A 4,080-nucleotide genomic window follows, 5' to 3' on the forward strand; every position below is an offset into this window, starting at 1 on the left:
GGTCGGCACCACACCGTTGTTGACGTAGTCGTTGTCGTAGCTGCTGTCATTCCACGACAGCGCATTGGACCAGCTCAGGTCGCGCATCGGTTTCAACTGCAGGGTCGCCTCGGCACCGCGGCTGGTGACCGAGCCGACGTTGGAATACAGCGCCGGGCAACCGAGGATGCCCACGCACTGGGCGATGGCCAGCAGGCGGTTGTCGAACTTGACGTCGTACACCGCGACCGAGGCTTCATACCCCTGGCCATAACCGCGCCAACCCAGTTCGATGGTGCGCGACTGTTCCGGCTTCAGGTCCTTGGCGCTGGCATCGAACGCTACCTGCGGAACATTGAACGGACTGCCCACACCCAGCGCGTAGGCCGCGATGTTCTTCGCATACGAACCGAAGATCTCGTTGCGCTCGTCCAGCTTGAAGTTGAAGCCGGCCTGCGGCAACAGCCCCTTCTTCGCGGTGAGGCTGCTGTTGTTGGCATAGCTGCCCAGCGGCGTGCGCACGCTGGTGCGGGTGTTGGGCGACTTGGCACCGACGTCGATGGTCAGGCGGTCGTCGAACAGGCGGAAGCGGTCCTGCACGTAGAACTGGCGGGTGATGGTGGTGTAACGCTGGTGCCACACGCGCTGGTCCGGATTGCGCAAGAAGAAGTCGTCGGTGATCGGGCCATCGATGTAGTAGAAGTTGCGCTGCACGCTGTGGCCGTTGTCTTCGTACCAGAGGCCGGCCTCCAGTTCGTGGCCGCCGACGTTCCAGGTGAACGCCGAGGTCACGCCGGTGCGGTCGATCGCATACTCGGTCGTGCGGATCGAGATCGGAATCTCGCGACTGGTGCCCGGGTTGGAAGGATTGGACGGGCTGAACCAGTGGCCCTGGCCGCGGTTGCTGTGGTTGTAGACGTTGACTTTCAGGCGCATCGTCTCGTTGAGGCCGAAGTCACCGGCGATGCTGGAGACATCATCGTTGCGCAGGCCATGGCCCGAGTAATACGCATCCCACGGGCTGTTGACGCCGCCGCYGTACTGGCCACGCGCAGCTGCCAGTGCACGGTTCCAGTCCGGCGCATAGTTGTCCCAGTTCCAGCCCAGGCGATCGATCATCTCCAGCGACAGGTCCTGGTAATCGGCCTCAACCCGGCGCGAGGCGTTGAACAGTGCGGTGATGCGGCTGTCGACGCCGAAGTTGTAGGTCGCCTTGCCGTTGAACTGCTTGAGTTCATGCGAGCCCTTGCCCTTCCACTTGTCGCTCTCCGAATACGCACCGGACAGGTAGGCGGCGAAGCCCTGGTGTTCGCCGGTTTCCAGGCGTGCATAGCTGCGGCGTGCACTGTCACTGCCCAGGCTCTGCGCCACCACGACACCGTATTCGGTGGAAGGATCGATGGAATAGAACTGGAACACCCCACCCAGGTTGCTGGTCGACGGCGTGCCCAGCGCACCGATGCCGGTGGAGACCTCGGCGCCGCCCAGGTTCTCGCTGATCACCGCGCGGCTGATGTGCAGGCCGTTGCTGTTGCCATAGCTCATGTTGCCCAGCGGGATGCCATCGAGCGTGTAGCCCAGGCGGTTCTGGTTGAAGCCGCGCAGACTGATGCTGGTGGACCACTCGTAGGCACCGGTGGCATCGGCCGATTCGAAATGCACGCCCGGCTTGCTGGCCAGCAGCTTCAGCGGGTTGGCGCCGGGCGGCAGCACCTTCATGTCCTCGGCGGTCACGCGCTGGACCTGGCGCGCCTCGCCCCGGCCGATCACCGAGACCGAATCCAGGGTGGTGGCCGACTGCGCGTCGACGGCAGGAGCGGTTTCAGCGGCGGCCAGCGATGGCAGTGAGGCACAGACCAGCAGGGCCAGCAGATTGCGGCGAAGCGGAGCATGGCAAGACATGGGGATTCCTTGGGCGCGCTGGACGCCGAAGGGCGGCGTCAAAGGAGCAGCAGCGGCGGAATCGTAGAAGCGTTGCGTTACATGTCATTTACACGCCACATACGGATTTTTGGCGATCCGAGTGGAGAATATGACGCCGGGTGCGCTGGAACGAAAAGAGCCGAGCATCGCCTCGGCTCTACGCTACCTGGTGGACGTTGCCGGCCAGCGGCCGGCACTACCGTTACTCGAACGAACCGACCGAGTCGTGGGCCAGGTTGTCGAAACGGGTGTATTCGCCGAAGAACTTCAGCTTGCACGAGCCGGTGGGGCCACCACGGTGCTTGCCGATGATGATCTCGGCCAGGCCCTTGTCCGGCGAATTTTCCTTGTTGTAGTAATCGTCGCGGTAGATGAAGACGATCATGTCCGCATCCTGCTCGATTGCGCCCGATTCGCGAAGGTCGGCCATCACCGGGCGCTTGTCGGTACGCGTTTCCAGCGAGCGGTTGAGCTGGGACAGCGCGATGACCGGCACGTGCAGTTCCTTGGCCAGGCCCTTCAGCGAACGCGAGATCTCGGAAATTTCGGTCGCGCGGTTCTCGCTGTTGCCCGGCACGCTCATCAGCTGCAGGTAGTCGATCACGATCAGGCCCAGGTCGTGCTCGCGCTTGAGGCGGCGGCACTTGGAGCGCAGGATCTCCGGCGACACGCCTGGCGTATCGTCGATGAAGATCTTGGTTTCCTTCAGCATCTTGATCGCACCGGTCACCCGGCTCCAGTCCTCGTCCTCCAGCTGGCCGGTACGCAGGCGCTGCGCGTTGATGCGGCCATTGGAGGAGATCAGGCGCATCGCCAGCTGCGATGCGGACATTTCCATCGAGAACACCGCCACGCCCTTCTTCGACTTGATCGCCGCGTACTCGGCGATGTTCAGGGCGAAGGTGGTCTTGCCCATTGCAGGACGCGCGGCAAGGATGATCAGGTCGGTCGGCTGCAGGCCGGCGGTCATCGCGTCGAAATCAGTGTAGCCAGTCGGCAGGCCGGTGATGTTGCCGCCATTCTCGAAGCGGTTGCGCAGCTCTTCGAACGCGTCCTTCAACGCACCGGGCATGGCCACGAAGTCGGTACGGCCGCGCGCGCCCTGTTCGGCAATGGCGAACACGCTCTTTTCCGCAGCGGACAGCAGCTCGCTGCTGTCACGGCCCTCGGGCTGGAAACCATCGTTGACGATGTCGGTGCCGACCTGGATCAGCTGCCGCAGCACCGCCTTGTCGCGCACGATCTCGGCATAGGCCACGATATTGGCTGCCGACGGCGTGGTGCTGGCCAGTTCGATCAGATAGGCGCCATCGCCCACCAGCTCCATCTTGCCCTGCGATTCGAACCACTCGCCCAGGGTCACCGCATCGAAGGGGCGCTCGCGCTCGGACAGCTCGCGGATCGCCCGGTAGATCATCTGATGGTCGCGGCGGTAGAAGTCACCCTCGGTCAGCTGATCGTTGACCCGGTCGTAGGCGTCTGGTGCCAGCATCAGGCCGCCCAGCACCGCCTGTTCGGCCTCCACCGAGTGCGGCGGCACGCGCAACTGGTCGATACGCGATTCATCGCGATCGCGATCGAAGCCATCGCCGCGCTCTCTGCGGTTGGAACGGAAGCCGGAACGGGCGGACATGCTGCGGTGTTTCCTGCAAAAGGGGCCAGACGAGTGTAGGCATGCGCCGACCCCGGCGACCATGGACAAATCTGTGGATAAGCCGTGGAAAAACGGGGGATATCCGCCTGAGCCTGTCCAGACTGGCGCGAGGGCGTCGCATTGCCTGCGACGGGCGTCGTTGCGACGCCCGAGTGGACCATTATCGCAGATGGGAACCGCCGCTGCTGGCGTCAATCGCCCTTGGCATGTACCGCGATCAGGGCCAGGAACCGGTCCACATAGCCCTGCAGGAACGTCTGCGTGCCTTCATTGTGGATCGTACCGTCGGCATCGATCAGGCCATCCTTGAAGTGGATGAACGCCTCGGGCTGGCCAAGCACGTGCATGTCCAGGAAGGCCAGGCTGTTGCGCAGGTGCTGCTGGGCCACCGCCGTGCCGATCTGGCCGATGGAAGCACCGATCACCGCCGCTGGCTTGCCCGCAAAAGCGCTGTCGCCGTAGGGGCGTGAGCCGATGTCGATCGCATTCTTCAACACGCCCGGCACGGAACGGTTGTACTCGGG

The 4,080-nt window shown here is 63.8% G+C and carries 3 protein-coding genes; all 3 read right to left on the bottom strand.

Annotated features, from left to right (window positions below):
* Positions 1-1,881 (bottom strand): TonB-dependent receptor (locus AB4Y84_RS15195; protein ID WP_442250375.1); only part of this gene is annotated, 1,881 nt, incomplete at its 3' end.
* A 223-nt stretch (positions 1,882-2,104) separates the two neighbouring features.
* Complete coding sequence (locus AB4Y84_RS15200) at positions 2,105-3,535, bottom strand: replicative DNA helicase (RefSeq protein ID WP_099821134.1); 1,431 nt, start codon at positions 3,533-3,535, stop codon at positions 2,105-2,107.
* A gap of 212 nt (positions 3,536-3,747) precedes the next feature.
* Positions 3,748-4,080: NADPH-dependent FMN reductase (locus AB4Y84_RS15205; RefSeq protein WP_442250376.1), on the bottom strand; the 333-nt coding region annotated here is incomplete at its 5' end.

This window comes from Stenotrophomonas sp. 2YAF22, assembly GCF_052114665.1.
Taxonomy (GTDB): domain Bacteria; phylum Pseudomonadota; class Gammaproteobacteria; order Xanthomonadales; family Xanthomonadaceae; genus Stenotrophomonas; species Stenotrophomonas indicatrix.